The organism is Massilia sp. Masssp94, from assembly GCF_059491305.1.
This window is the reverse complement of record NZ_CP168501.1, coordinates 2,993,604-3,018,757: the sequence shown is the minus strand read 5'-3', so window position 1 is coordinate 3,018,757 and position 25,154 is coordinate 2,993,604. Positions and strand designations below refer to the sequence as shown.

Annotated in this window: 24 protein-coding genes and 1 tRNA gene; 17 read left to right on the top strand and 8 right to left on the bottom strand. The window is 64.8% G+C overall.

The features are described from left to right. Nucleotides 1-8: 8 nt before the first annotated feature. From ACEN9G_RS13415 to murQ, 3 genes are read right to left on the bottom strand one after another with little or no spacing between them, the layout of a single operon-like run. A complete protein-coding gene (locus ACEN9G_RS13415) occupies nt 9-1,145 on the bottom strand; it encodes an acyltransferase family protein (RefSeq protein WP_413343688.1) in 1,137 nt (378 codons plus the stop codon). Further along, entirely contained in the window at nt 1,142-2,419 is a 1,278-nt protein-coding gene (locus tag ACEN9G_RS13410; RefSeq protein WP_413343690.1) for an MFS transporter, read from the bottom strand. The genes ACEN9G_RS13415 and ACEN9G_RS13410 overlap by 4 nt, the downstream gene beginning before the upstream one ends. Nucleotides 2,420-2,465: 46 nt before the next feature. After that, nucleotides 2,466-3,347: an N-acetylmuramic acid 6-phosphate etherase gene (murQ, locus tag ACEN9G_RS13405; protein ID WP_483126704.1), complete on the bottom strand. Its 882-nt coding sequence runs from the start codon at nt 3,345-3,347 to the stop codon at nt 2,466-2,468. Nucleotides 3,348-3,528: 181 nt separating this feature from the next. On the opposite strand from murQ, the gene ACEN9G_RS13400 reads away from it, so the two are divergent. Next, on the top strand, nt 3,529-4,791 hold the full coding sequence (locus ACEN9G_RS13400) for a serine hydrolase domain-containing protein (protein ID WP_413338515.1): 1,263 nt from the start codon (nt 3,529-3,531) through the stop codon (nt 4,789-4,791). A 94-nt stretch (nt 4,792-4,885) separates the two neighbouring features. Further along, entirely contained in the window at nt 4,886-6,118 is a 1,233-nt protein-coding gene (locus ACEN9G_RS13395) for a D-amino acid dehydrogenase (protein ID WP_413338513.1), read from the top strand. Between the two features lie 45 nt (nt 6,119-6,163). On the opposite strand, the gene ACEN9G_RS13390 is transcribed toward ACEN9G_RS13395, so the two are convergent. The 3 genes from ACEN9G_RS13390 to ACEN9G_RS13380 all read right to left on the bottom strand — a co-directional run bounded on the left by ACEN9G_RS13390 (nt 6,164) and on the right by ACEN9G_RS13380 (nt 8,778). Further along, complete coding sequence (locus tag ACEN9G_RS13390) at nt 6,164-7,771, bottom strand: alpha/beta hydrolase-fold protein (RefSeq protein WP_483126703.1); 1,608 nt, start codon at nt 7,769-7,771, stop codon at nt 6,164-6,166. A gap of 6 nt (nt 7,772-7,777) precedes the next feature. Then, nucleotides 7,778-8,284 carry a hypothetical protein gene (locus ACEN9G_RS13385; protein ID WP_413338509.1) on the bottom strand — a complete coding sequence of 169 codons (507 nt, stop codon included), beginning with the start codon at nt 8,282-8,284 and terminating at the stop codon, nt 7,778-7,780. Nucleotides 8,285-8,454: 170 nt separating this feature from the next. Continuing rightward, on the bottom strand, nt 8,455-8,778 hold the full coding sequence (locus ACEN9G_RS13380) for a hypothetical protein (protein WP_413338507.1): 324 nt from the start codon (nt 8,776-8,778) through the stop codon (nt 8,455-8,457). Between the two features lie 275 nt (nt 8,779-9,053). On the opposite strand from ACEN9G_RS13380, the gene ACEN9G_RS13375 reads away from it, so the two are divergent. The 10 genes from ACEN9G_RS13375 (at nt 9,054) to ACEN9G_RS13330 (ending at nt 20,499) form a co-directional block, all read left to right on the top strand. After that, a complete protein-coding gene (locus tag ACEN9G_RS13375) occupies nt 9,054-9,497 on the top strand; it encodes a YchJ family protein (protein ID WP_413380990.1) in 444 nt (147 codons plus the stop codon). A gap of 40 nt (nt 9,498-9,537) precedes the next feature. Next, nucleotides 9,538-11,145, top strand: a complete 1,608-nt coding sequence (locus ACEN9G_RS13370) for a carboxyl transferase domain-containing protein (RefSeq protein ID WP_413338504.1) — start codon at nt 9,538-9,540, stop codon at nt 11,143-11,145. 11 nt (nt 11,146-11,156) lie between these two features. Further along, nucleotides 11,157-11,942 carry an enoyl-CoA hydratase/isomerase family protein gene (locus ACEN9G_RS13365; RefSeq protein WP_413338502.1) on the top strand — a complete coding sequence of 262 codons (786 nt, stop codon included), beginning with the start codon at nt 11,157-11,159 and terminating at the stop codon, nt 11,940-11,942. 21 nt (nt 11,943-11,963) lie between these two features. Next, nucleotides 11,964-13,307 (top strand): adenosylmethionine--8-amino-7-oxononanoate transaminase, encoded by a 1,344-nt coding sequence (bioA, locus tag ACEN9G_RS13360; RefSeq protein WP_413338500.1) that lies wholly within the window; start codon nt 11,964-11,966, stop codon nt 13,305-13,307. Continuing rightward, the gene (gene bioF / locus ACEN9G_RS13355) at nt 13,307-14,497 is read left to right on the top strand and encodes an 8-amino-7-oxononanoate synthase (RefSeq protein WP_413338498.1); all 1,191 of its coding nucleotides are present in this window, start codon (nt 13,307-13,309) and stop codon (nt 14,495-14,497) included. The genes bioA and bioF overlap by 1 nt, the downstream gene beginning before the upstream one ends. Next, nucleotides 14,494-15,288 (top strand): dethiobiotin synthase, encoded by a 795-nt coding sequence (gene bioD, locus ACEN9G_RS13350; protein ID WP_413338496.1) that lies wholly within the window; start codon nt 14,494-14,496, stop codon nt 15,286-15,288. The genes bioF and bioD overlap by 4 nt, the downstream gene beginning before the upstream one ends. Nucleotides 15,289-15,307: 19 nt before the next feature. Continuing rightward, entirely contained in the window at nt 15,308-16,336 is a 1,029-nt protein-coding gene (gene bioB, locus ACEN9G_RS13345) for a biotin synthase BioB (RefSeq protein WP_413338494.1), read from the top strand. Nucleotides 16,337-16,500: 164 nt separating this feature from the next. After that, nucleotides 16,501-18,510: an acetyl/propionyl/methylcrotonyl-CoA carboxylase subunit alpha gene (locus ACEN9G_RS13340; RefSeq protein ID WP_413338492.1), complete on the top strand. Its 2,010-nt coding sequence runs from the start codon at nt 16,501-16,503 to the stop codon at nt 18,508-18,510. 123 nt (nt 18,511-18,633) lie between these two features. Next, the gene (locus ACEN9G_RS13335; RefSeq protein WP_371763124.1) at nt 18,634-19,575 is read left to right on the top strand and encodes a 2-hydroxyacid dehydrogenase; all 942 of its coding nucleotides are present in this window, start codon (nt 18,634-18,636) and stop codon (nt 19,573-19,575) included. A 9-nt stretch (nt 19,576-19,584) separates the two neighbouring features. Beyond that, nucleotides 19,585-20,499 carry a hydroxymethylglutaryl-CoA lyase gene (locus ACEN9G_RS13330; RefSeq protein WP_413338490.1) on the top strand — a complete coding sequence of 305 codons (915 nt, stop codon included), beginning with the start codon at nt 19,585-19,587 and terminating at the stop codon, nt 20,497-20,499. A gap of 44 nt (nt 20,500-20,543) precedes the next feature. Here the strand turns inward: ACEN9G_RS13330 and ACEN9G_RS13325 are convergent. Next, a tRNA-Pro gene (locus ACEN9G_RS13325) sits at nt 20,544-20,620 on the bottom strand. 80 nt (nt 20,621-20,700) lie between these two features. Between ACEN9G_RS13325 and ACEN9G_RS13320 the strand changes: the two genes are divergently transcribed. Continuing rightward, nucleotides 20,701-21,324 (top strand): hypothetical protein, encoded by a 624-nt coding sequence (locus ACEN9G_RS13320; protein ID WP_413338488.1) that lies wholly within the window; start codon nt 20,701-20,703, stop codon nt 21,322-21,324. Nucleotides 21,325-21,330: 6 nt separating this feature from the next. Here the strand turns inward: ACEN9G_RS13320 and rsmI are convergent, their stop codons facing one another. Then, nucleotides 21,331-22,239: a 16S rRNA (cytidine(1402)-2'-O)-methyltransferase gene (gene rsmI, locus ACEN9G_RS13315; protein WP_483126702.1), complete on the bottom strand. Its 909-nt coding sequence runs from the start codon at nt 22,237-22,239 to the stop codon at nt 21,331-21,333. A 13-nt stretch (nt 22,240-22,252) separates the two neighbouring features. Here rsmI and ACEN9G_RS13310 point away from each other — a divergent pair, with 13 nt between their 5' ends. From ACEN9G_RS13310 to ACEN9G_RS13295, 4 genes are read left to right on the top strand one after another with little or no spacing between them, the layout of a single operon-like run. Further along, nucleotides 22,253-23,476 (top strand): penicillin-binding protein activator, encoded by a 1,224-nt coding sequence (locus tag ACEN9G_RS13310; protein WP_413341366.1) that lies wholly within the window; start codon nt 22,253-22,255, stop codon nt 23,474-23,476. Between the two features lies 1 nt (nt 23,477). Then, complete coding sequence (locus tag ACEN9G_RS13305) at nt 23,478-23,837, top strand: YraN family protein (protein ID WP_413341364.1); 360 nt, start codon at nt 23,478-23,480, stop codon at nt 23,835-23,837. Between the two features lie 56 nt (nt 23,838-23,893). Next, the gene (locus tag ACEN9G_RS13300) at nt 23,894-24,490 is read left to right on the top strand and encodes a phosphoheptose isomerase (protein WP_056125992.1); all 597 of its coding nucleotides are present in this window, start codon (nt 23,894-23,896) and stop codon (nt 24,488-24,490) included. Beyond that, entirely contained in the window at nt 24,480-25,136 is a 657-nt protein-coding gene (locus ACEN9G_RS13295) for a BON domain-containing protein (protein WP_413341362.1), read from the top strand. The genes ACEN9G_RS13300 and ACEN9G_RS13295 overlap by 11 nt, the downstream gene beginning before the upstream one ends. Nucleotides 25,137-25,154 lie beyond the last annotated feature (18 nt).

Here is a 25,154-nt window from a genome sequence, read left to right as displayed (position 1 = left end):
ACCAACTCCTAGACTTTGACGAACCACCGTTTGCGCCACATGCCCCACGCGACGAGGAACATGCACGCATCGAACAACACGGCATGCAGCAGCGACGTATTGACGGCACCGACCGGCAACGCGGCGATCGGCGCGTACAACACCTGCCCCAGCGTGTGCTGGCTGCCGTCCGGCTGCGCGAATTTTACATAGCCCAGCATTTTCGCGACAAATCCGGAAAACGCAAAGATGAACAGTGCGTTCATGCCGTAGATGATGAACGGAAGAGTCCAGCGCGCCGCCAGCGTACGTACACGGGAAGAGGGGCTCACGTCCAGCGGCCAATAGAATGCGGAAAATGCCAGGCAGGCCAGGCCGGTCATCAGGAAGCAGTACGACGGTGTCCACAGGCTCTTGTTGATCGGCATGAGAATGATACCGAGAAACATCCCAATCGCGACGCACGCGATGCCGGCGACCACCAGTCCCACCACCTGCCGCGTGCGGTCCACGCTCGACGCGAGCCAGCGGCCGGCCAGCACGCCGAACAGCTGGCTGCACAGCGCGGGCAACGTGGACACGATGCCTTCCGGATCCCACGTCTTAGCTTGCACCCACAGGTGATTGCCCAGCAGCGTGCGGTCGACCCACGCGCCGAAGTCCTGCCCGGGCTCCAGCACGCCGGCGCCGATGCCGGGCACGGGCACGTACAGCATCAGCACGCTGTACAGCGCCAGCACGCCCGCGATGATGGCCAGTTGCGCGCGCCAGCCGCAATACACGACGATGGGCGCGGCCAGCAACGTGCACAGCGCAATCCGCTGCAACACGCCGGGGATGCGCACTTTGTCGATATTGAAATACGGCATGAAGTTCAGCAGGAAGCCGATCAGGAAGATCAGCAGCGCGCGCTTCGCCAGCTTGGCGAGCAAACGGGGCCTGTCGGCACCGGCTGCTGCCAGGCGGCCCAGCGACAGGGCCATCGCCACGCCGCCGATGAACAGGAAGAACGGGAAGATGCAGTCCGTAAAAGTCCAGCCGTTCCATTTCGCGTGTTCCAGCGGTCCGTACAGATGGCCCCAGTCGCCCGGGTTATTGACCAGCACCATCGCGGCAATGGTAAAACCGCGGAAGGCGTCGAGCGACACGAGGCGGTTATTGTTCACTTCTTCCCGAACTCCGGATCGATCTTGACGAGGGCCGCCATCGCGAAGGCGGGGATCGTCGCGAGGCACGTCCAGACGAAGAAATGCTGGTAGCCGATCATCTCCTGCAGCTTGCCGCTCCACATGCCGGGCACCATCATGCCGAGTGCCATCAGGCCCGTGCAGATCGCGTAATGGGCCGTCTTGTACGGGCCTTCCGACACCATGATCATGTACATCAGCATGGCGGTGAAACCGAAACCATAGCCGAACTGCTCGATCGCGAGGAAGCCGCAGATGACGCCGAAATTCTGCGGCTGCGCGGACGACAGGTACACGAACACAAGGTCGGGCAAGTGCACGGCCAAGACCATCAGCCACAGGCAGCGTTTCAGGCCCAGGCGCGAGATCAGGTAACCGCCGAACAGGCCGCCGATGGTCAGCGCGATGATGCCGATGGTGCCGTAGGCGGTGCCGTACTGCTCGGTCGTGAGACCCAGGCCGCCCGCGCTGACCGGGTCTTTCAGGAATGGCGCGACGAGTTTCAACAGCTGCGACTCGCCCAGGCGGAACGTCAGAATAAAACCGAGGATCAGCCAGATGTCGCGCTTGCGGAAAAAGCTGGCGAAGGTGGCGAAGAAGCTGGCAAGGGGCTTAGTGATTCCCTCCTTGCCCTCGGTCGCCCGGTGGTCGGTGTCGGGTCGCGGCAGCACGGCCTGGTGCCACGCGCACAAGGCGAAGAACAGCCCGCACAGCACGAAGAACACGATGCTCCACGCCTGGTGCACGTCGCCCAACGATGTCGAGAGATGGCCGGCCAGGATCACGAGCGGTCCCTGCGCGGCCAGTGTCGCAAGCCGATAAAACGTCGAGCGCACGCCGACATAGGCGGCCTGCTGCTGCTGGCGCAGGCCCAGCATATAAAAGCCGTCGGCGGAAATGTCGTGCGTGGCGGACGCGAAGGCCATCACCCACATGACCGCCAGGCTGATCATGAAGAACGACGGCAAGTGGAGTGTCCCGCCGACGGCCCCCAACGCGGCGGCCAGCACCAGTTGCAGAGACACCGTCCAGCCGCGCTTGGTGCCGAACAGGTCGACCACCGGCGACCACAGCGGCTTGATCACCCAGGGCAGGTACAGCAGGCTCGTATAAAAGGCGATGTCGGTGTTGGACAGCCCCATGTCCTTGTACATGATGACGGACAGGCTGTTGGCGACGATGTAGGGGATGGCCTGGCCGAAATACAACGAGGGCACCCACAGCCACGGGTTCTTGGATTGCGTAGTCTGCATGTTCTTTCGTCGTCGGCCGGCGGGCGTTGCTGGGGCCCGCGCCGCGTCAGCCGGCCAGGGCGGCGCGCACGCTGCCGCGTGCGCTCTCCAGCAGGGCACGCGCCTGCTCGACAGGGATGTTCTTGGACAAGGCCACGATCGCGACCTTGACATGGAAGTCGCACTGCGCCAGTACCACGCGGGCCGCCGCCTCGTCCGCCCCGGTCGCGAACGACGTCAGGCGGATGGCACGGCGGACCAGCTTGGCATTGGTCGCCTTCAAGTCTACCATCAGGTTGCCATAAACCTTGTTCAAACGCACCATCAAAGCGCTGGAGAAGGTGTTCAGCGCGATCTTCTGCGACGTGCCCGCTTTTAAACGCGTGCTGCCGGAGATGGCTTCCGGGCCCGTGTCCAGGGTGACGCCGATCTCGGCTTCGCCAGTGACGGGCGCCTCCGGATTGTTCGCAAAACCGATCGTCAGCGCCCCGGCCGCCCGCGCGGCGCGCAGGGCGCCCAGCACATAGGGCGTCGCGCCCGATGCGGCGACGGCCAGCACGACGTCGTCCGGCCCCACGTTCGCGTTGCGGATATCGGCCGCGCCCTGGTCCACATCGTCCTCGGCACCTTCGACGGCGACGAACATCGCATCCGTCCCGCCGGCCAGCAGCGCGACGGCCCGGTCGTGCGGCCAGGAGAAGGTCGGGTACAGCTCGACGCTGTCCAGCACGCCCAGCCGGCCGGACGTCCCGGCACCCACGTAGACGAGGCGCCCGCCCCGCTCCATCCGGGGCAGCGCGGCGGTGACGGCCGCGGCAATGCGCGGCGCGGCGGCACGCACGGCCTCGACGGCCGTGAACTGGTCGTCGACGAGCACGTTGACCAGCTCGGCGGTGGGATATTGATCGAGGGACGCGTGTTGCGGGGCGGGGGTTTCGGTGTTCAGCATCGCGTTGTTGTTCGACCTGGATGTGCGGACATGACCAGTGTAATACCGATGCCGCCGGGGCTGTCATGAAAGGATCGGCCGTTGTCATTCCGAAAAGTTATGCGGGATTGACATCGCTGTATTTGCCCGGCGCGGGCCGAGTCCGTATTCTCGCCTGCATGGCCATCATATGGGGATGACGATGAACAGAGCGCGACGGAATATGCTGGGCATGGCGTTACTGGGGGCGGCCGGACCGTTGCTGGCCGCGCCGCCCCGCCGGCTGGACAGGGAACTCGCCGCCATCGCCGCGGATCCGGCCTGCGAGCTGGCGAGCCTGTCAGTGCTGACGGTCCGTGCCGGGCAGGTCAGCTATTCGTATCAATTCGGCCGACGCTTCATCGGACACGATGGTCTGCCGGACAAGCCCGTCGGGCCGGATACGCTGTTCCGCATTGCGTCGATCTCGAAGATGATGACGACGCTCGGGCTGATGCGTCTGTATGAAAGCGGCAAGGTCGACCTCGACGCCGACGTTTCCGGCTACCTCGGCTTTACGTTGCGCAATCCGCATTTCCCTGACCAGTTAATTTCCCTGCGCCACCTGCTGACGCACACGTCTTCGCTGCGCGACGATGCCGGCTATTCGTGGGGTGCGGACGTCGCGCTGAAGGATGTCATCGACGCCCGGATGTTCGCGGCCAACGCGGGTCCGGGCGCCTACTTCACGTACTGCAACCTCGGGTGGGGCGTGATCGGTACGGTGATGGAACGCGTGACCGGCGAACGCTTCGATCGCCTGATGCGGCGCCTGCTGATCGAGCCGCTGGGCTTGCAGGCGGGCTATCTCCCCTCAGAACTTCCGCCAAATGCGCTGGCCAATCTGGCGACGCTGTACCGCAAGCGCACGGTCGACACGGAGGTGTGGGGTCCGGCCGGCCCGTGGATCGCCCAGGCCGACGACTACAGCGTCAAACCGCCTGTTGCCATCGACCGTTATGTCATCGGTACGAATGCCACGCCGTTCAGTCCGACGGGCGGCCTGCGCATCAGCGCGCGCGACATGGGGGTCGTGATGCGCATGCTGATGGGGCAAGGGCCGCAGCTGTTGAAGCCGGCCACGCTGTCGCTGATGTTCAGCCGCCAATGGACGTATGACGGCCGCAATGGCGACACGTCGGAGGGGCTGTTTCACTGCTGGGGGCTCGGCAATGAACAGTTCCCGGACGAAACGGGGAGCCGGCTGGTCGAGGGCGGCGGTTTTCCGGCCGTCGGGCACCTGGGCGATGCGTACGGGCTGATGTCGGTGTTCGCGTTCGATCCGGAGCGCCGGAACGGGATGATCGTGCTGGTGGGCGGCACGTCGACGGATCCGTTCGCGCCCACCAACAAGGGCAAGTATTCGTCGCTGGCGCGGTTCCAGGAGCGCATCCTGACGGCGTTATATCAACACGCCATAACATGAACCCCGGTTATGCCCGGCCGCTCTACATTCATTAGCCGAGCGCAGGGCCAGCCCCTAAGCTTCTTCGCATGTCCATGATCAAAAGCGTGCACGGATGCAACAAGTAATCGTCATCGGCGGCGGCGTCGTCGGCCTGACCTCGGCGTGGTGGCTTCTCGAAGCCGGCTACCGGGTCACGCTGCTGGAACGCGCACCGGGCGTGGGCACCGGCACGAGCTACAGCAATGGCGGGCAACTGAGCTACCGCTACGTGTCGCCGCTGGCGGACGCTGGCGTGCCGCTGAAGGCCCTGAAGTGGCTGTTCCAGGAACATGGCCCGCTGCGCTTCCGCCCGCAATTCGACGCGCACCAGTGGCGCTGGCTGGCCGCCTTCCTCGCCAACTGCCGCGCCGACCTGAACCGCAAGACGACGAACAAACTGCTGCAACTGGGCGAGCTGTCGCGCCGCGCGATGGCATCTCTGGAACCCGTCGTGCCGCTGGACGCATTCGAATGGCGCGACGCGGGCAAGCTGGTCGTCTACCGCACGCGCGCCGTTTTCGACGCGGCCGCCGCGAAGCCGAATGCCGGCGCCGTGTGGGATGCTTCCGAATGCGTGGCGCACGAACCCGCGCTGGCCGCAATGGAAAACAAGCTCGCCGGCGGCATCTACAACAGTGGCGAAGCGGTGGCCGACTGCTACGCGTTCTGCGTGGCGCTGGCTGAACGCATCGGCGCACATCCGCGCTTCTCGGGCTTCGTGCATGGCGAGGCTTTGCGCTTCGTCACTGGCGGCGGCCGGATCACCGGCGTGCAGACGTCGGCCGGCGTCCTGTCGGCCGACGCGTATGTGCTGGCGGCCGGCATGCAGAGCCGCATGCTTGGGGAATCGGCGGGTCTGTCGTTGCCGATCTACCCGCTGAAGGGCTACAGCCTGACGGCGCCCATCCGCCAGGACGACGTGGCGCCCGAGATCAGCGTCACCGACTTCGAACGCAAGGTGCTGTATGCGCGCATTGGCGACAAACTTCGGGTGGCGGCGATGGTCGACATGGTCGGCGAAGACCTGAGCCTGAACGCTCATCGGCTGGACAGTCTCACGCGCCAGGTGAAGGAAACGATGCCGCGTGCGGCGGACTATACGCGGATCACGCCGTGGGCCGGGCTGCGGCCGGCGACGCCGAACAGTGCGCCGATCATCGGGGCCACCCCGTATTCGAACCTATGGCTGAACGTGGGGCACGGGCCACTTGGGTTCACGTTTGCTTGTGGGACGGCGAGTTTGCTGGCGGATCTCATGCGCGGGAAGGCGCCGCCGTTTGGGTTGGATGGGTTGATGCTTGGTTGAGATTCGGGGGCCGAGCAGCCCCCGCCCGGGTAGGCTGCCCTCATATCAGTGCTTGCTGTATTGAAGCTCAAGCGGAATGGGCTGCGGCTGTTCCTCGCCGGGCAATACATAGTGCAGCGAGAGATGAGCGCCTCCACCTTGCTGGAAATACTCCAGCCGGACGGGATAGAAGCCTTTTGCCAGAGGAACCAAATAGGTTTTCGGCTTCCCACCACCGTGGGTGCCGTCGTAATCGATCAGTAGGTGGTCTCCAAGGAATAACCTGGATCCGTCATCCGAGTCCAGGACGAAGATATATTGCCCGTCCTTTTGAATCTCGATGTAGCCTTCCAATAGCGTCGCGAAATCGCTCGAACGGGGCATATTGTTGACGTTGAACTCTTTGCTGGCGATTCCAGAACGAACGGGTTTCATTTTGCGGAAGTCCGGCAACGCGCTCCACCATCCTTCATAATAGGAATAATTGAGGCCGCCCGGCGTGATGTTGCTCGGCTTTGCAACTGCCGGCAGCGCATTCCCGATCCTGAATTCGCCGACCGTTGTCTTGTTGAACCGGTCGGTACGATCCAGATCCTTGGCGGTCAACTTGGCATCATTCACCAGGCTATTATGAAGCAACATTTTCGTGGATGACGATGTCGGTTCGCTCCCGTCGAGCGTGTAGCGCACTTGCGATTGTCCAAAATAATAGACTTTATAGGGCGTGTCCTTCAGGACGATGCCGTTCATCGGGTGAAATACGACAGCCGGTGTGCCATAGCCGCTGTAGAAGAATTTCAGTCCATCGTAGACACTTTTCAGCCGCAGCGAGCCATGGTGCTCATCCGGGTAGCCGACGATTTTCCAGTTTAAATCCTTGGGCGCCTTCTCCTTCAAAAGAGTGTCGATGTCGGCAATTCCCATCTGCTTGAGTCCCGCGTCGTCGCGCCCGGTAATGAACAGGGATTTGCCTTTACCCGGCGAGGCATTCAACTTGTCGCCTGCAATTTTGTTGATGTAATTGCTATCCCACCAAAGGCTTGGGTCGACGGCCAGGTAATAATTGAAGAGCTGTGGCTCGGCGAGAAATGCATAAACGGAAAACAGGCCGGTCAGCGAGTGTCCATACAATATATTGTTGCCGCTGACAGGGTAGGTTTTATTGATATAGGGGAGCAGTTCGTTCTTCAAAAAAGACAGGAACTTGTCCGCCCCGCCCGAGCTGGCCATCTGCTCGACATGGGTCGGCGTCATGTCGCGGTCACGATTGGTATTAAACACGGCCACCATGATGACGGGAGGCATGTAAGACTCGTTCTGCGCAAACTGCTGGATATCCGAGATAGTGTTCAAGTTGCCATCACCATCCAGGATATATAGCACATCGTATTTTTGTCCCGATGCCGGGTTGAAGTTTTCAGGCAGGAGCACCTGGATCACCCTGTCTTCATTCAGGACGACCGAGTGCAGCGAGTCGCGCTTGCCGGGAAGTTCTCGAGCCGTCGCACTTGAGGAAATGAGCAGCAACGACACGATGAATAATGCTCTGCGAATTAATGATTGTTTCATGAAATATGTTTTGGATTTCAGTTTGTTTTTGTCGATATCCCCGGTCGGCACGTGTCGAACCCGACCATGGACCAGCATAGCAACTTGTTCAGCCGACAAAATCACGGAGTGTCACACAGACGTCGGTGACGGATTGGAGGAACCTGGTCTTTTCGCAAACAGGAAGTATGCGAACGGCACGAAATAGAACAATAACCAGTGCCCGGAGAAACCGCGCAATTCATTCGCCCGCAGCGCCTCGTACTCCGCACCGCTGAGTTCTCGAATGAGCCGTCCATGGTTTTTCAGCACGTACTTGCCCGCTTCCACGGCCGGATTACCGCCTTGTGTTGCGGCGGCGAACAGCGCGAAGTTGATCATCATATAGAGCCAAACGGCCGCGCCGGCGAAAAAGACCCAACCGGGAACCAACGCTCGCATGTCCGCAAGCGAAGGGCGCGTGCCAAGTACCTTCCGGCTGGAGAAAACGAACGGGACGAAGACGACGAATATTCCGACATGCAGGAGCCAGACAGACGGGAAATGCTCCGCCACGTCGACGCCTGCCAAGGCAAACACATGCGTAGCGGCAGCCAGCACGAACCCAGTCAGTGCCGCGAAACCAAGGAAACGGTTCATATGATTAACGTTAGTCAAACCAAAAAAGCCGAGGTGCGCCGGCGGTGTCGCGCATCGGATCCAAAATCGCGATTTAATTAATTCGCTCGCCGAACAAACTATACGGGAGATCACCGTAAACTTAATGTAAAAACATGGCCGACTTACTCAGCTTAGTCTTCGAGCATTGCTCAATGACTGTCGACCTGCACCCCGCACTCCTCCAGCCTCAACCGCGTCCTGCTGTTGTCATCGATCGTGACGGTGATGTCTGCAAAGCTCCCCGGCTTCATGCTGTCGCAGGGCACGCGCAAATGGTATTGGCCCGGCTTGACATCCACCGGCTGCCCCCGGTGCGCGACCGCATCGGCCAGCTCCCCCGCCTGCACGCGCTCGAAGAACCGGGCCTTCGCACGCTTCGGCAAGTCCTTCTCGACCGTGACTTCCGTCGCCACGGCCGTGGCCAGCACGTTCGACAGGGCAGCGGCAAGAACAAGACTGTGGATTGCAGACATGACCGTCTCCTTCGCGTAGCAAAACGTTGTAAATATACAATCGTTAGACCACGTTGTGCCATTCTTACATCACTTTCCGGCGCAATCGCAGGGAAATGTTATGGAACAGCCATCCTGGGCACCCAAAAACAAAATTTTTCTCCGCCCATTTAATGAGCAGTTCATTTATTTTCGGCAAAAGATCTGCACAGATGCTTTAACGCCCACGCATCTGCTGTTATCCCGCATAAAGGCGTGGCTCACCCAGCCCGCGGAAATGGCGGATAATTGCCGCCATGCCTACTCCTGCGAAGCCTCTCCCCTGTCCTTGCGGCGGCCCGTCGATCATGCGCTGCTGCGGCCCCTTCATCGCCGGCGCGGAACTGCCGCCGACGGCCGAGGCATTGATGCGTTCCCGCTACACGGCCTTCGTCATGCGGGACGAAGCCTACCTGCGCGCGACCTGGCACCCCAGCACGTTGCCGGCGGAACCCATCATCGACCAAAACCAGAAGGTGCAGTGGCTCGGACTTGAGATAAAATCTGCTTTACGTTTACGTCAACGTAAAGCAGACCTGCCGGAACAACCCAACGAAGACACCGTCGAATTCGTCGCCCGCTTCAAGGTCCACGGCCGCGCCCACCGGTTGCACGAAGTCAGCCGGTTCCTGCGCGAGCCGGACCCTGCCGTGGGTGGCAAGATGCGGTGGTTCTATGTGGACGGCAGTTTCCCTGAATAAAACCGCGCCACAAGCCGCGAACAGCAGGAGACAGGATCCGATGCCCCAGATCGACACGAAACTCAACCCGCGCAGCGAAGATTTCAAAGCCAACGCCGCCGCCATGCAAACCCTCGTCGACGACTTGCGCGCCAAGGTGGCGCAGGTCGCCAAGGGGGGCGGCGAAGCCGCGTGTGCCAAGCATGTCGCGCGCGGCAAGCTGCTGCCGCGCGAGCGCGTGCAGATGCTGCTCGATCCGGGCACGCCGTTCCTCGAATTCTCCCAGATGGCCGCCTACGCAATGTACGACGATGCGGCGCCCGCCGCCGGCATCATCACGGGCATCGGCCGCGTGGCAGGCCAGGAATGCGTGATCGTCTGTAACGACGCCACCGTCAAGGGCGGCACGTACTACCCGATGACGGTCAAAAAACACCTGCGCGCGCAGGAGATCGCGGAGCAGAACAACCTGCCCTGCATCTACCTCGTCGACTCGGGCGGCGCCAACCTGCCGAACCAGGACGACGTGTTCCCCGACCGCGACCACTTCGGCCGCATCTTCTATAACCAGGCCAACCTGTCCGCGAAAGGCATCCCGCAGATCGCCGTCGTGATGGGCTCCTGCACGGCGGGCGGCGCGTACGTGCCGGCGATGAGCGACGAATCCATCATCGTCAAGGAACAGGGCACGATCTTCCTGGGCGGCCCCCCGCTCGTGAAGGCGGCGACGGGCGAAGTCGTCACGGCCGAGGACCTCGGCGGCGGCGACGTGCACACGCGTTTGTCCGGCGTGGCCGACCACCTGGCGCAGGACGACACGCACGCGCTGGCGCTCGCGCGAACCATCGTCTCGAACCTGAACCGCACCAAGCCCCAGCAGGGCGCGCTACGCGAAGCGGTGGAGCCCAAGTACGCGCCGGAAGAGCTGTACGGCGTCATTCCTGTCGACACCCGTAAACCGTTCGACGTACGCGAAGTCATCGCGCGCATCGTGGACGGCAGCGAGTTCGACGAATTCAAGGCCCGCTACGGGACGACGCTCGTCTGCGGCTTCGCCCACATCTTCGGCATGAAAGTCGGGATCATCGCCAACAACGGCATCCTGTTCTCGGAATCCGCACTGAAGGGCACGCACTTCATCGAGCTGTGCTGCCAGAGAAAAATCCCGCTCGTCTTCCTGCAGAACATCACCGGCTTCATGGTCGGTCGCAAATACGAAAACGAAGGCATTGCCCGCAACGGCGCGAAGATGGTCACCGCGGTCGCGACGGCGTCGGTGCCCAAGTTCACCGTGATCATCGGCGGCTCGTTCGGCGCCGGCAACTACGGCATGTGCGGCCGCGCGTTCTCGCCGCGCTTCCTGTGGATGTGGCCCAATGCGCGCATCTCCGTGATGGGCGGCGACCAGGCGGCGTCGGTGCTGGCGACCGTCAAGCGCGACGGCATCGAGGCCCGCGGCGGGCAGTGGAGTGCGGACGAGGAAGCCGCGTTCAAGCAGCCGATCAAGGAACAGTACGAGCACCAGGGCCACCCGTATTACGCCACCGCGCGCCTGTGGGACGACGGCGTGATCGACCCGGCCGATACGCGCATGGTGCTGGGCCTGGGCTTGTCAAGCGGGCTGAACGCGCCGATCCCGGACACGAAGTTCGGCGTGTTCCGCATGTGAGGAGACGAGACATGGACTACCAGACCCTCACTGTCACCATTACCGACCGCATCGGCCACGTCACGCTGAACCGCCCCGACCTGCGCAACGCGTTCAACGAACAAAGCATCGCGGAGCTGGCCCTCGCCTTCGACGAGCTGGGACGCCATGAGCTCGTGCGCGCCATCGTGCTGGGCGCGACCGGCGCCGCGTTCTGCGCCGGCGCGGACCTGAACTGGATGAAGAAAATGGCCGGTTATTCGGACAGCGAAAACCGCGCCGACGCCATGCGCCTCGCCGACATGCTGCGCACCATTTATGTCTGCCCGAAGCCCGTCGTGGCGAAAGTCCAGGGCGATTGCTACGCCGGCGGCATGGGCCTCGTGGCCGCGTGCGATGTCGCCATCAGCGTCGACACGGCCAATTTCTGCCTGTCCGAAGTCAAACTCGGACTGATCCCGGCGACGATCTCGCCCTACGTGATCAAGGCGATGGGCGAGCAGGCCGCACGCCGTTACTTCCTCACCGCCGAACGCTTCGACGCGAAGGAAGCCCACCGCATCGGCTTCGTGCACGAGATCGTCCCGGCCGCGGACCTCGACACGAAGGTCGCCGGCATCGTGCAGGCACTGGCCAACAACAGCCCGAATGCCGTGCGCGAAGCGAAGACGCTCGTGCGCGAGATCGCGGGCGAACCGGTCAAGGAAGCGCTGCTGGAAGACACGGCGAACCGCATCGCGGGCATCCGCGCGTCGCTCGAAGGGCGCGAGGGCGTCGCCTCATTTCTCGAAAAACGCCGGCCTTCATGGCTGGACTAGCTAGACCAAACAGGACGTAGATTGAAACCCACCACCACCTCCTCCGACTGGATCGCGCGCAGCCTGCGCAGCGTCTGGCATCCATGCACGCAAATGCAGCACCACGAAGAGGTGCCGCTGATCGCCGTCAGCCACGCCAAGGGGCCATGGCTGGTCGACCATGAAGGCCGGCGCTACCTGGACGGCATCAGTTCCTGGTGGGTCAACCTGTTCGGCCACGCCAACCCGCGCATCAACGCAGCGTTGAAAGACCAGCTGGACAAGCTCGAACACGCGATGCTCGCAGGCTTTACGCATGAACCGGTGATCGAGCTGTCCGAACAACTGGCCGCACTGACGGGCCAGCAGCTGGGTCACGCGTTCTACGCATCCGATGGCGCATCGGCCGTCGAGATCGCGCTGAAAATGAGCTTCCATTACTGGCGCAACGCGGGCTATGCGGACAAGCAGGAATTCGTCTGCCTGCAGGGCTCCTACCACGGCGAGACCGTCGGCGCGCTGGGCGTGACGGACGTCGCGCTGTTCAAGGATGCGTACGGCCCGCTGCTGCGCGCCGCGCGGACGGTGTCGTCGCCCGATGCGCGCAACGCCGTCGACGGCGAGTCCGCGCAGGACGTCGCGCTGCGTGCGGCGAAGGATGTCGAGGCGCTGTTCGCGGAACGGGCCGACCACATCGCCGCCATCATCGTCGAACCGCTCGTGCAGTGCGCGACCGGCATGGCGATGCACGACCCGCTGTATTTGCAGCGCCTGCGCGAGCTGTGCGACAAATACCACGTGCACCTGATCGCCGACGAGATCGCGGTCGGCTGCGGCCGCACCGGCACGTTCTTCGCGTGCGAACAGGCGGCGATCTGGCCGGACTTCATGTGCCTGTCGAAGGGCATCAGCGGGGGTTACCTGCCGCTGTCGCTCGTCCTCACCACCGACAAGGTCTATGAGGCGTTCTACAGCGAGGACATCACGCGCGGCTTCCTGCACTCGCACTCGTACACAGGCAATGCGCTGGCCTGCCGCGCCGCGCTGGCCACGCTGCAGATCTTCCAGGACGACGACGTGTTGAACAAGAACCGCGAGACGGCCACGCGCCTGATGCTGGAACTGGCGCCGCTGCTGGACCACAAGCGCGTGACGAACTTCCGCCAGCGCGGCATGATCCTCGCGTTCGATGCGGTCGAGCCGGACACGCAGCGCGCGTCGACCTTCGCGCGCCGCTTCTTCACGAGCGCCGTGGAAAACGAGCTTTTATTGCGTCCCATCGGCCGCACCGTGTACCTGATGCCGCCGTACGTGCTGGACGAAGAAGAAATCGTCGGCCTCGCCGCGCGCACGCGCAAGGTGTTCGAAGAAGTGATCGCGGAATGATGACGAACCTGATCGACGACGTCCGCGCCCAACTGGACGAGCTGGCAAGCCGCAGCCTGACCCGCTACCGGCGTACGGCGGAGACGCCCTGCGCGCCGCGCCAGGTCGTCGACGGCCGGGACATGCTCGCGTTCTGCAGCAACGATTACCTGGGCCTCGCCGCGCACCCGCGCGTCGTGGAAGCGCTGCGCGAGGGTGCGAGCCTGTATGGCGCCGGCAGCGGCGCGTCGCACCTCGTATCGGGCCACAGCCGCGCGCACGCGCTGCTGGAAGATCGACTCGCCGCGTTCGAAGCGCCGCATCTGGAATCCGCGCGCGCGCTGTACTTCTGCACCGGCTACATGGCGAACCTCGCCGTGCTGACGGGGCTCGGCAGCACGCCCGATGCGATGATTTTTTCGGAAGCGCTGAACCACGCCTCGCTGATCGACGGCGCCCGCCTCGCGCGCGCGGGCGTGACCGTGTACCCGCACGGCGACGTGGCCGTGCTGGGAGAGAAACTGGCGGCGAGCGCAGCGCCCGTTAAAATCGTCGTGACGGACAGCGTGTTCAGCATGGATGGCGACCTCGCCCCGCTGCCGCAACTGCTCGCGCTGTGCGAGCGCCACGGCGCGTGGCTCGTCGTCGACGATGCGCACGGCTTCGGCGTGCTGGGAGATAACGGCCGCGGCGCGCTGGAGCATTTCGGCCTGCGTTCGCCGCACCTCGTCTACATCGGCACGCTGGGCAAGGCGGCTGGCGTCGGCGGCGCGTTCATCGCCGCGCACGAAGACGTGATCGAGCTGATGATCCAGCGCGCACGCCCGTACATCTACACGACGGCCGCCGCGCCCGCGCTCGCGCACGCGCTGCTCGCGAGTGTGGATATCATCGAGGGCGATGAAGGTGAACAACGCCGCGCCGGCCTCCGTGCGCGCATCGCGCAACTGGACGCCGGCCTGCGCCTGGAGCGCTGGCAGCGCCCCGTCTCGACGACGGCGATCCAGCCCATCATCATCGGCGCCAACGACGAGGCGATGGCCGCCGCGGCCCGCCTGCACGAGCAGGGGCTGTGGGTGCCGGCGATCCGTCCGCCGACCGTGGCGGTGGGGACGGCGCGCCTGCGCGTGACCTTGTCCGCCGCGCATACCGAACAAGACGTCGCGCAGTTGATTACTGCGCTCAACCAGCTGGAAAGGACCTCGGCATGAGTCTGAACGAGCCCGAACAATCCGTCGGCATGGCCGAACCGGCCGCGATGCCGATCGCCGTCCCCGCGCCACTGGCCGCGGAAGGCGTGCCGACGCGCTTCGCCTGCTTCGTGACGGGCACCGACACGGAGATCGGCAAGACGCTGATCTCCAGCGCCATCCTCCATAAACTCGTGCGCCATGGCGTGCGCGCATGCGGCATGAAGCCCATCGCGGCCGGTGCCGAGGAACGCGACGGCGAACTGCACAACGACGACGCGGCCATGCTGCGCGCGGCCGGCAACGTGCAGCTGCCGCAGTCGATCACGACGCCGTACATGCTGCGCGAACCGTGCGCCCCGCACATCGCGGCCGCGCTGGAAGGCGTGACCATCGAACCCGTGCCCATCCTGACGGCGTATGCCGAAATCCTCGGCGCGTCCGACGCGACCGTCGTCGAAGGCGTGGGCGGTTTCTGCGTGCCGTTCTCGGAAGACTTCGACAGTGCCGATCTGGCCGTACAATTGGGGCTGCCCGTCGTTCTCGTCGTCGGCATGCGCCTGGGCTGCATCAATCATGCTTTACTGACGGCCGAGGCGATCGTCGCGCGCGGCCTCGTGCTCGCGGGCTGGGTCGCCAACCAGGTGGACCCGGACATGCGCTTCGCGATTGACAACATCGCGGAGCTCGGACGCCGCCTGCCCGCCCCGCTGCTCGGCCACGTGCCGCGCCTGGACGAACCGACGGCCGCCAAGGCCTCCACTTACCTCGAACTCGCGAGCCTGCCCGGATGGCCGGCCAAGCGAGCCTGACCAAAACAAGGAATCCGAAATGACCCAAGTCGTTACTCTCCACCCGCCGGTCACGCCGGCCTCCCTGCCGAAAGACGCCACCTGGCCGCTCGCCGACGTGCTCGCGCTGTTCGAACTGCCGCTGCCGGAACTGATGTTCCGCGCGCAGCAGGCGCACCGCGCCAACTTCCCCGACGGCGACGTCGAACTCGCGACCCTGCTGTCGATCAAGACCGGCGGCTGCGAGGAAGACTGCGGCTACTGCCCGCAGGCCGCGCGCTACGACACCGGCGTCGAGGCGAAGAAGATCCTCGACCTCGACACCGTGCTGGACGCCGCGCGTGAAGCGAAGGCCAAGGGCGCGACCCGCTTCTGCATGGGCGCCGCGTGGCGCAGCCCGAAAGAGCGCGACATGGAGAAAGTGGAAGCCATGGTGCGCGGCGTGAAAGCGCTGGGCATGGAAACCTGCGCGACCCTCGGCATGCTGGAAGAAGGCCAGGCCGAGCAACTGAAGCAGGCGGGCCTGGACTACTACAACCACAACATCGACACCTCGCCGGACTTCTACGGCGACGTGATCTCCACGCGCGAATACTGCGACCGCCTCGACACGCTGGGCCGCGTACGCACTGCCGGTTTGAAGATCTGCTGCGGCGGCATCGTGGGCATGGGCGAGACGCGTGCCCAGCGCGCGGGCCTGATCGCGCAGTTGGCCAACATGAACCCGTATCCGGAATCGGTGCCCATCAACCACCTGGTGCAGGTGGAAGGCACGCCGATGCACGGGCTGCCGCCGCTGGACCCGATCGAATTCGTGCGCACGATCGCCGTCGCGCGCATCACGATGCCGAAGGCGCGCGTGCGTCTGTCGGCCGGCCGCCGCGAGCTGGGTGAAGCCGTGCAGGCGATGTGCTTCATGGCCGGTGCCAACTCGATCTTCTACGGCGACAAGCTGCTCACCACGGACAATCCGGAAGCGGACGACGACCGCAAGCTGCTGGAAAAGCTGGGCCTGAAAACGCGCTCGGCGATGCTGGAGTCGGTGCAGAAGGAAAGCTGCGGCTGCTGAAGCCAAAAACCAAGTTCGACCTGTTCAGCAATAAAAAACCCGTCATTCCCGCAAAAGCGGGAATCCATAAGCCGCGTGATCCGTGGCTCAGCATGGGTCCCCGTTTTCACGGGGACGACGGATTGAAAGCTAACGTTTACAAAACTTAAAACAGACGAGACACCATGTTCACTAAGATCCTCATCGCCAACCGTGGCGAAATCGCCTGCCGGGTCGCCGCCACCGCGCGCCGCCTCGGCATCAAGACCGTTGCCGTCTATTCGGAAGCCGACGCCGGCGCGAAACACGTGGCGGTCTGCGATGAAGCGATCCTGCTCGGCCCCGCCGCCGCCAGGGACAGTTATCTGCGCGGCGACAAGATCATCGCCGCGGCGCTGGCCACCGGCGCGCAGGCGATCCACCCGGGCTACGGCTTCCTGTCCGAGAACGCCGAATTCGCGGAAGCCTGCGCGGCCGCGGGTCTCGTGTTCATCGGCCCGCCGGGATCGTCGATGCGCGCGATGGGATCGAAATCCGCCGCCAAGCAGTTGATGGAAGGCGCGGGCGTGCCGCTCGTGCCGGGCTACCACGGCGATGCGCAGGACCCGGAACTGCTGCAATCGGAAGCGAACCGCATCGGCTACCCGGTGCTGCTGAAGGCCAGCGCGGGCGGCGGCGGCAAGGGCATGCGCGTCGTGGAACGGTCGGAGGATTTCCAGGCCGCGCTCGCGTCGTGCAAGCGCGAAGCCATTTCGTCGTTCGGCGACGACAAGGTGCTCGTCGAAAAATACCTTACGCGCCCGCGTCACATCGAGATCCAGGTGTTCGCGGACACGCACGGCAACTGCGTCTATCTGCACGAGCGCGACTGCTCCGTGCAGCGGCGTCACCAGAAGGTGCTGGAAGAAGCGCCGGCGCCTGGCATGCCGCCCGAGCGCCGCGCCGCGATGGGCGAAGCAGCCGTCGCGGCGGCACGTGCCGTGGGCTATGTGGGCGCGGGCACCGTCGAATTCATCGCCAACCAGGACGGCTCGTTCTACTTCATGGAGATGAACACGCGCCTGCAGGTCGAGCACCCCGTCACCGAGATGATCACGGGGACGGACCTCGTCGAATGGCAGCTGCGCGTGGCCGCCGGCCAGCCGCTGCCGAAGCAGCAGCATGAACTCGCGATCCACGGCCACGCGATCGAGGCGCGCGTGTACGCGGAAAATCCGGAAAAGGGCTTCCTGCCCTCGACCGGGACACTCCTCTGCATGGACACCCCAAGCCACGTCGCGTTCGAACTGGGCGACGTGCGCATCGATTCCGGCGTGCGCGCGGGCGACGCGATTTCTCCGTTCTACGATCCGATGATCGCGAAGCTGATCGTGTGGGGCGCGGACCGCGCGCAGGCGCTGGCGCGCATGGCGCAGGCGCTGTCCGAATTCCACATCGTCGGCCTCGCGACCAATATCGCCTTCCTGAAACGCCTCGTCGAAGGCGATGCCTTTGCGCATGCCGACCTGGACACGGGCCTGATCGAGCGAAACACGGCGACGCTGTTCCCGCCAGCGGGACCGGCGCCGTTGTCCGCGCTGGCACTGGCGGCCGTGGCCCTCGTCGCGGCGGAAACATCGACGAACAGCAACGCGACCGACCCGTGGACCAGCACCTACGGCTGGCGCATGAACGGCACGTATCGCCGCCGGCTGGCATTCAGCGACGAGTACGCGGCCACGACCCAGGCCAAGGTCTATGCCATCGACATGGCCTATCATGCACATGGCTGGACGCTCGAAGCGGACGGCAAGGCCCATCCGCTGGCGCTTGTTTCGCAGCATGACAGCCGCTACGCGATCCGCCTGGACGGCCAGGCCATCCAGGGCACGGTGCGGCGCGACGGCGAAACGCTGCACGTGTTCACGGGCGGCCTGCACCACGTGCTGGATTGGCACGATCCACTCGCGCATGCCGGCGAGCACGAGACGGCGGACGGCCGCCTCACGGCGCCGATGCCGGGCAAGGTGGTGGCCGTGATCGCGTCCAGCGGACAGCTCGTCAAGAAGGGCGAGCCGCTCGTGATCATGGAAGCAATGAAGATGGAACACACGATTGCCGCACCGAGCGACGGCCTGGTCGAGGAAGTGTTGTACCAGGTCGGCGACCAGGTCGCGGATGGGGCACCATTATTGGCGTTCAAAGCCGCGGCGTAATCCGGTGGGCACGGCGAATCGTAGGTTGGGCGGCCTCCGCCCACCATTACGTTGCAGAACCGCAGCATATAAAAACCAACGAGACAGCACACGCAATCCATAACAATTATCAGGAGACAAATGATGCGGATATTGCTGTACCGGGGCGACGGCGTCATCGAACCGTGGGCCCGTGATTTTGCCGATGCATTGCCACACGCGGAGACCGTCGTGTGGCGCGAGAACATGTCGCTGGCGTCGCAACCGCCTTGCGACTACGCCGTCGTGTGGGCGCCGACGCCGCAGCTGCTCGACCAGTTGGCCCACGTCAAGGCGATCTTCCTGATGGGCGCCGGCGTGGACGCGCTGCTGAAGTTCGGCGACGCGCTGCCGCACGTCCCCATCGTCCGCCTCGGCGATGCGGGCATGGCCGAGCAGATGGCGGAGTACGTCGCGTATGCAACGTTGCGCTACTTCCGCCGCTTCGACGACTACGAACAGCAGGCGCGCCAGGGCATCTGGAACCCGCTGGAAACGCGCCGCCGCAAGGCCGACTTCACGGTCGGCGTACTGGGCCTCGGCAAGCTCGGGATGCCCGTGCTGCGCACCTTGCGCCAGCTCGGCTTTCCCGTGCGCGGCTGGAGCCGGTCGCCGAAGGACGTGCCGGGCGTGCCATGTTTTGCCGGCATGGACGAACTGGGCGACTTCCTGTCCGGCACGCAGGTCCTCGTCTGCATGCTGCCGCTCACCCCCGAGACGACGAACCTGCTCGACCGCGCGCACCTGTCGCAACTGCCCGAAGGCGCCTACGTGATCAACGTGGCGCGCGGCGCGCTGCTGGCCGAGCCGGACCTGCTGGCGCTGATCCGCGCCGGCCACATCGCGGGCGCCACGCTGGACGTGTTCCGCAACGAACCGCTGCCGGCCCCGCATCCGTTCTGGAACGAACCGCGCATCACCATCACGCCGCACATCTCCGCGCTCACCCTGCGCGAAGAAGCCGTACGCCAGATCGCCGCCAAGATCGGCAAGCTGGAACGGGGCGAGGCCATCGACGACATCGTCGACCGCGCCCGCGGCTATTAGGAAACCACCATGCACAACCAACTGCCGAAGCACGTCAAGATCGTCGAAGTCGGCCCGCGCGACGGGCTGCAGAACGAAAAGGAAGCGGTGTCCGCCGCAGTCAAGATCGAACTGGTCGACCGCCTGTCACGCGCCGGCTTCGCCAATATCGAGGCGGCGTCGTTCGTCTCGCCCAAGTGGGTGCCGCAGATGGCGACGAGTGCCGAGGTCATGGCCGGCATCGCGCGCCGCCCCGGCACGCTGTATTCCGCGCTGACGCCGAACATGCAGGGCTTCGAGGCCGCGCTGGCGGCGCAGGCCGATGAAGTCGTGATCTTCGGTTCCGCGTCGGAAGCGTTCTCGCAGCGGAACATCAACTGCTCGATCGCGGAATCCATCGCGCGCTTCGAGCCCGTGGCGAAGGCGGCGAAGGACAACGGCCTGCGCCTGCGCGGCAGCATCAGCTGCGCGTTCGGCTGCCCGTACCAGGGAGAAGTGCCGCTGGATGCGGTCGCGGACGTCGTCGGCCGCATGCGCGACCTGGGCTGCGACGAGATCGACATCGCCGACACGATCGGCGTCTCGACCCCGCGCAAGACGCAGGCCGTGATGGAGACGGCGGCGCGCGCCTTCGCGCTCGACCGCATCTCCGGCCACTTCCACGACACCTACGGCCAGGCGCTCGCCAACATCTACGCCAGCCTGGAACTGGGCGTCACGATCTTCCACTCGTCCGTGTCGGGCCTGGGCGGCTGCCCGTATGCGAAGGGCGCGACGGGCAACGTGGCGACCGAGGATGTGGTCTACATGCTGAACGGACTGGGGATCGAGACGGGCATAGCCCTCGATGTCGTCGTGGAGGCGGGCGCGTTCATTTCGCAGCATCTCGGCCGCAAGGGCGCGAGCCGGGCCGGCAATGCATTGTTGGCGAAGAGAACGTTGTAACAAATGAAAAAGGCCGACGATCTCTCGTCGGCCTCTTGCTATACTGGTCGGAGTACAAGGATTCGAACCTTGGACCCTCTGGTCCCAAACCAGATGCGCTACCGGGCTGCGCTACACTCCGAAGACAGCCATCATACCGTCCGGGTACTGTCCAGGTCAAGGAAAGCCCGTGAATTCGTGGTTTTCCGTACAGGTGAAGACGTGACGTTTGCAATCGACAACATCGACGGCGCCCTCCCCGACCGCAAGCAGGTCAACCGCGTCGCGGCCGGCATTGCACTGTCGGTGCTCGCGCACGCGCTGCTGCTCGCGTTCTATCGCCAGCCTGCCACGACCTTGCCCGCCGCGCCGCCGGAACGGCTCACGATCCGCCTGCAAGCCGCGCCACCGCCCGTGCAAGTGAAACCGGCCGAGGAGCCGCCGAAACCGATCCCGCGCGCGCAGCCGCCCGCAAGGAAAACCCGCCCTGTGATCGCCGTGCCGGTGGAAAAACGCCAGTCGACCGAGGAAACCTATGCCGTGAAACCGGCACCGGACACGCCCGCGCCGCCACCGGAACCCGCGACGACGACGCGGCATTTCGACGTCGACGCGGCGCGCAGCCTGGCGCGCGGCATGGCCACGAAGCTGGCCAACGAACCCGATCCGGACAAGGTGGGCACGGCGCTCGAACGCCTGCCGAAACCGGCGCTGCAAACGGAAAGCAAGTTCGAGCGGGCGATCAAGCAGGCCAAGCGGCCGGATTGCAAGGATGGCGTGCCCGGGGGCTTGCTGGCGCCGATCTTCCTGGCGATGGACAAGAAGGACAGCGGGTGCAAGTGGTAAGTACGCTTACTCGCCGCCCTTGATCTGCAACGCCCGCTCGTACAAGGCGTTCTTCTTTTTCCCGGTAATCTGCGCCGCCAGCGCGGCCGCCTGTTTCACCGAACACTCTTCCAGCAGGATGCGCAGCACGCGCTCCGCCTCGACGTCGCCTTCATCGTCCTCCGTCCGCGCACCTTCGACCAGCACGACGAATTCGCCGCGCTCGCGGTTGGCGTCGGCCTTCACCCACGCGAGTGCCTCGCTCAGCGGGCAGCGGTGGATTTCCTCGAACAGCTTGGTGAGCTCGCGCGCAAAGACCACCTGGCGCGTCGGCTCGAATGCGGCGACGAGAGATTCCACACAGTCCGTGATGCGATGCGGTGCCTCATAGAACACGAGCGTCGCCGGCACGGCCTTGAGCGTGGCCAGTTCCGATTCGCGCTGCTTCGTCTTCGCGGGCAGGAAGCCGACAAAATAGAAGCGGTCGTTCACGAGGCCACTCGCCGACAGCGCCGCGATGGCCGCCGACGAGCCGGGCACCGGGACGACGTGCAGGCCGGCGTCGCGCACCGCGTCGACGATGCGCGCGCCCGGGTCGGACACGGCCGGCGTGCCCGCATCCGACACGAGCGCCACGCGCTCGCCCGCGCGCAGGCGCGTGGCGATTTTCTCGGCGACCTCGCGTTCGTTGTGCTGGTGCGCCGCGATCATCTGCTTGTTCAGGCCGAAGCGCGTGAGCAATGCGCCGGTCTTGCGCGTGTCCTCGCAGGCGACGACGTCGGCCAGCAGCAGCACGTGCAGCGCGCGCAGCGTGATGTCGGTGACGTTGCCGATCGGTGTGGCCACCACGTAAAGCGTTGCGGTAGGATAGGACTGCTGGGCGGCCTCGCCCATGACGGGCAGTTGGGCGATCTGGCTGGACTGGGTTTCTGTCATGTTGGGGATACGGATGAAGATTCTCGAGGCACTGTGCGCCCGGCTGGCCTGGCTGCTCATCATGATGAGTGTCGGTGGCCACGCCCTTGCCGGCACGCCATGTGCCGGGCCGCAGCGATTGTGCGCGTCCGTGGACACTAACACAAGTGCGCACGCGCCCCTTCTCGCGATGCTGGATCCCGCCATCCAGCCGCGTCCTGCCCGGCCGCCACCGAACGAACCGGCGCCGCCGCCGCCGGCATCAAGCCCGCCCATCCGCATCGCCCTGCTGCTGCCGATGCGATCCAGCACGCTGGCAACGGCCGCCGAGGCGGTTCGCGCCGGCTTCATGGCGAGCATGGAACGGGACGGCACCGGCTTCAAGGCCGAGGTCGTCTCGACAGGCGATGCGCCGCGCGACGTGCTCGACGCGTACGCGCGCGCGGCGGTGGCCAGCGACATCATCGTCGGTCCGCTCGCGCGTTCCGCCGTGGCGGCACTGGCCGACAGCGATGCCGTCACGCGGCCGACCGTCGTGCTGAGCGTGCCGGAAGGCCGGGCGAGTGTGCCGCGCGGGATGCTCGTGGCGGGGCTGTCGATCGAGGACGAGGCGCGCCAGGTGGCGGAATGGGCCGCGCGCGAGCATCCGCACGGCCGCGCGCTGATCCTCACGGGCGGCGCAGCCTGGGCGCAGCGGGCGGCCGGCGCGTTCGAGGCGCGCTGGGTCCAGCTGGGCCACACGAACCAGCGCTTCGCGGTGCCGTCCGGCGAAGGGGGCAAGGCGGCCATCGGGGAACTGAAGCAGAAACTGGAGATCGACCCGCCCGACCTGCTGTTCGCCGCACTCGACAGCGCAGCGCTGCGCCCCGTGCGCGCGCTGGCCGCCGCGATCCCCTGCTATGGCGGCGGCCCGGCGAATCCGGGGCGGTCGACGGTGCCGGATGCGCCGGGCCTCGACGGCGTACGCCTCCTCGACCTGCCGTGGATCGTGCTGCCCGACCACCCGGCCGTGATGGTCTACCCGCGCCCGCTGGATACGGAACAGCCGCTCGACATGGACCGCTTATATGCCCTCGGCATCGACGCCTTCCGCGTCGCGCGCGAACTGGCACTGCGGGATGGCGCGCCGTTCAACATCGATGGCGTCACGGGCCGGCTCGACGCGGTCGCCGGCCCCGGCGGGCAATTGCAGCTGCAGCGGGTCGAGGCTGCCGTCGTCGTCGGCGGCGGCGCATTCGAACCCGTCAAGGGCCGCTGACATGTGGCCGACCCGGCTGTCGCGCAAGCAGGAACAGGGACGCGCGTGGGAAAACGTGGCCCTGGCCCATCTCGAACGCCACGGCCTCGTGCTGGTGGAAGCGAATTTCCAGTGCAAGCCGGGAGAAATCGACCTGATCCTGCGCGACGGTGCCACGCTCGTGTTCGTCGAAGTGCGCCAGCGCGCGGCCGGGGCCCCGGTCAGCGCGGCGGAAAGCATCAGTCCGGCGAAAATCCGCCGCATCATCCGCGCCGCCCAGTTTTATCTACAACGCTTCAATCGCCTGCCGCCCTGCCGCATCGACGTCGTCGCCATCGATGGCAACCATGTCGAATGGATAAGGAACGCCGTTGAAGTGTAAGCATTTTTTGCTGGCCTTGATCGCCGGGCATTGCCACTGCACTATAATCTTTGACCATGAATACTCAACGCATCCTCGCCCACTTCCAGGAAAGCGCCGAACTCAAGATGAAGTCGGCGAATCTCCTTGCACAACCGATTTCTCAAGCGATTGAGCTGATGTTCAATGCGCTTTCCAACGGCAACAAGATCCTCTCTTGCGGCAACGGCGGCTCGGCCGGCGACTCGCAGCACTTCGCCGCCGAACTGGTCGGCCGCTTCGAGCGCGAGCGCTTCCCGCTGCCGGCGATCGCGCTCACCACCGATACGTCGATCATCACGGCCGTCGGCAACGACTACAGTTTCAACGAAATCTTCAGCAAGCAGGTACAGGCGTTCGGCCAGGCCGGCGACATCCTGCTGGCGATTTCCACGTCGGGCAATTCGGGCAACGTGCTGGCCGCCGTCGAGGCCGCGCTGGAACGCGAGATGCGCGTCGTCGCCCTGACCGGCAAGGACGGCGGCAAGATCGCGCAAATGCTGACCGACGCCGACGTCCACATCAACGTGCCGCATTCCCGCACCGCCCGCATCCAGGAAGTGCACCTGGTCGCGATCCACAGTATCTGCGACGGTCTCGACGTCGCCCTGTTCGGAGAAGAAGATGCAAATTAACGCCGACGCCGTGCTGCGTCCCCTGTCGAAGGCCGTGCTGTGCGTGGCCCTGTTGTCGTCCCTGCAAGGCTGCGTCGCGGTCGTGGCTGCCGGCGCCGTCGGCGGTGCCGTCGCGACGGCCGACCGCCGCACGCTGGGCGCGCAGACCGAGGACAAGGGCATCGAACTGAAAGCCGCTGCCCGGATGGGCAACATCGTCGGCGATGCCGGCCACGTCAACATCAACAGCTACAACCGCAAGGTGCTGCTGACCGGCGAGGTGAAGGACGAGGCGATGAAGCGTGCGGTCGAGAACGAAGTGCGCGGCATCACCAATGTCGATAACGTCATCAACGAACTGCAGATCGCCGGCCCGTCCAGCTACACGTCGCGCGCCAGCGATGCCCTCATCACCAGCAAGGTCAAGCTCAGCCTCGCGGACAAGAAGACCGTGTCGGCCACCTCGTTCCAGGTCGTGACGGAAGGCGGCACCGTGTACCTGATGGGTCTCGTGACCCAGCGCGAAGGCAATATCGCCGCCGATGTTGCCCAGGGCGTGTCGGGCGTCATGCGCGTGGTTAAAATGTTCGAGTACATCAGCGAAGAAGACCTGCGCTCGATGTCGCCACCGCAACAGCAGCAACCCGAGCCGCGGGGCACGTCGTAACACACCGGATGATGGGGA

Coding starts and splice junctions, on each gene's coding strand:
- ACEN9G_RS13395 (WP_413338513.1), top strand. CDS start 4,886: ATGCAACAAGTAATCGTCATCGGCGGCGGCGTCGTCGGCCTGACCTCG.
- ACEN9G_RS13400 (WP_413338515.1), top strand. CDS start 3,529: ATGAACAGAGCGCGACGGAATATGCTGGGCATGGCGTTACTGGGGGCG.
- ACEN9G_RS13365 (WP_413338502.1), top strand. CDS start 11,157: ATGGACTACCAGACCCTCACTGTCACCATTACCGACCGCATCGGCCAC.
- ACEN9G_RS13375 (WP_413380990.1), top strand. CDS start 9,054: ATGCCTACTCCTGCGAAGCCTCTCCCCTGTCCTTGCGGCGGCCCGTCG.
- bioD (WP_413338496.1), top strand. CDS start 14,494: ATGAGTCTGAACGAGCCCGAACAATCCGTCGGCATGGCCGAACCGGCC.
- ACEN9G_RS13380 (WP_413338507.1), bottom strand. CDS start 8,778: ATGTCTGCAATCCACAGTCTTGTTCTTGCCGCTGCCCTGTCGAACGTG.
- ACEN9G_RS13370 (WP_413338504.1), top strand. CDS start 9,538: ATGCCCCAGATCGACACGAAACTCAACCCGCGCAGCGAAGATTTCAAA.
- ACEN9G_RS13300 (WP_056125992.1), top strand. CDS start 23,894: ATGAATACTCAACGCATCCTCGCCCACTTCCAGGAAAGCGCCGAACTC.
- murQ (WP_483126704.1), bottom strand. CDS start 3,347: ATGCTGAACACCGAAACCCCCGCCCCGCAACACGCGTCCCTCGATCAA.
- bioF (WP_413338498.1), top strand. CDS start 13,307: ATGACGAACCTGATCGACGACGTCCGCGCCCAACTGGACGAGCTGGCA.
- ACEN9G_RS13295 (WP_413341362.1), top strand. CDS start 24,480: ATGCAAATTAACGCCGACGCCGTGCTGCGTCCCCTGTCGAAGGCCGTG.
- ACEN9G_RS13385 (WP_413338509.1), bottom strand. CDS start 8,284: ATGAACCGTTTCCTTGGTTTCGCGGCACTGACTGGGTTCGTGCTGGCT.
- rsmI (WP_483126702.1), bottom strand. CDS start 22,239: ATGACAGAAACCCAGTCCAGCCAGATCGCCCAACTGCCCGTCATGGGC.
- ACEN9G_RS13305 (WP_413341364.1), top strand. CDS start 23,478: ATGTGGCCGACCCGGCTGTCGCGCAAGCAGGAACAGGGACGCGCGTGG.
- ACEN9G_RS13335 (WP_371763124.1), top strand. CDS start 18,634: ATGCGGATATTGCTGTACCGGGGCGACGGCGTCATCGAACCGTGGGCC.
- ACEN9G_RS13310 (WP_413341366.1), top strand. CDS start 22,253: ATGAAGATTCTCGAGGCACTGTGCGCCCGGCTGGCCTGGCTGCTCATC.
- bioB (WP_413338494.1), top strand. CDS start 15,308: ATGACCCAAGTCGTTACTCTCCACCCGCCGGTCACGCCGGCCTCCCTG.
- ACEN9G_RS13330 (WP_413338490.1), top strand. CDS start 19,585: ATGCACAACCAACTGCCGAAGCACGTCAAGATCGTCGAAGTCGGCCCG.
- ACEN9G_RS13340 (WP_413338492.1), top strand. CDS start 16,501: ATGTTCACTAAGATCCTCATCGCCAACCGTGGCGAAATCGCCTGCCGG.
- ACEN9G_RS13410 (WP_413343690.1), bottom strand. CDS start 2,419: ATGCAGACTACGCAATCCAAGAACCCGTGGCTGTGGGTGCCCTCGTTG.